The following is a 1,387-nucleotide window of genomic DNA, read 5'->3' on the forward strand; positions in this document are numbered from 1 at the left end:
TAGTACTGCTACGGCAGGTCGCCACTTCGTGTGGTTGTGAGTCGTTTGTCGGGTGTGGTGACGGCTGAGCAGGTATCGGGTTGGGACGATGACTTCCGTGAGTTCTTTCTGGGGTGGTCGCAGTGGTTGAGCCGTGCGGATATCCGATGGCGGGCGTTCAAATACCTGCGCGGGTTGCTGGCGCCGATCGAGCGACGTAATGGCTGGACGCTTGCCGAGCAGGCCGGTGACGCGACGCCGGACGGGATGCAGGGGCTGTTGTGCAGTCCCTGTTTCAACCGGGATGCGGTGCGTGACCAGTTGCGTGCCGCGGTGGTGGCGGCGATCGCAGACCCGGCGGGGGTCCTGGTCGCCGACGAGACCGGGTTCATCAAGAAGGGCAAGGCCTCGGCCGGAGTCCAGCGGCAGTACACCGGCACCAGCGGCAAGGTCGACAACTGTCAGATCGGAGTGTTCCTGGCGTATCACACGCCGCGCGGCCGGGCGTTGATCGACCGGGAGTTGTATCTGCCGAAGTCCTGGACCGATGATCGAGACCGCTGTCGCCGGGCACATATCCCCGATGAGGTCGAGTTCGCCACCAAACCCGCGCAGGCACAGTCCATGCTGGAACGTGCCGTGCAGGCTGGGGTGCCGTTCGCCTGGTTCACCGCCGACGAGGCCTACGGGCAGCACCGGGAACTACGCGAATGGTGCCAGCAACACGACATCTGGTACGTGATGGCCACGCGCAAGGATCACGAAGTTCCGTCCGGGCTGCACACCAGCACCCGCGTCGACGCGCTGATCGCGAAGATCCGGGCGGGGGCGTGGCGGCGGATGTCCTGCGGTGACGGCGCCCACGGACCCCGCGTCTATGACTGGGTCAGCGCGCCCATCCGCGCCGAGTTCGGCGCCGACCGGCGCGGCTGGGTCCTGGCCCGCCGCAACATCACCACCGGCGAGCTGGCCTACTACGTATGCTTCGGGCCGCGCGGTACCCGGCTACGCACCCTCGTGGCGACCGCGGGCGCAAGGTGGGCGGTCGAGGAGTCGTTCCAGATCGCGAAGAACGAAGCCGGCCTGGACCAGTACCAGGTCCGCCGCTACGACGCCTGGTACGCCCACATCACCCTGGCCATGGCCGCCGCCGCGTTCCTGACCATCACCCGCGCCGCCGAAGCGGTAAAGGGGGCAACCCCAGCAGCGACAGCCCGGACGGCCTGAACCTGCTGACCGTCAACGAGATCAGGCGCCTGTTCGCCACCCTGATCCTGGCCGCACGACACGCTGTCGAACACGTCCTGGCCTGGTCAGCCTTCCGGCAACTGTGCAACCAACGCGCCCGAGCCGCCCACTACCGCAAACGACTCGAACGCCTCGGAAGCTACGACCCGCCGTAGCAGTA

Annotated in this window: 1 protein-coding gene; it reads left to right on the forward strand. The window is 67.1% G+C overall.

Annotated elements, in window-relative coordinates; genetic code table 11:
• Positions 1 to 108: 108 nt before the first annotated feature.
• Positions 109 to 1,206 carry an IS701 family transposase gene (locus tag ACFQS1_RS40425; RefSeq protein ID WP_378978368.1) on the forward strand — a complete coding sequence of 366 codons (1,098 nt, stop codon included), beginning with the start codon at positions 109 to 111 and terminating at the stop codon, positions 1,204 to 1,206.
• Positions 1,207 to 1,387 lie beyond the last annotated feature (181 nt).

The organism is Paractinoplanes rhizophilus, from assembly GCF_042664765.1.
GTDB classification, from domain to species: domain Bacteria; phylum Actinomycetota; class Actinomycetes; order Mycobacteriales; family Micromonosporaceae; genus Actinoplanes; species Actinoplanes rhizophilus.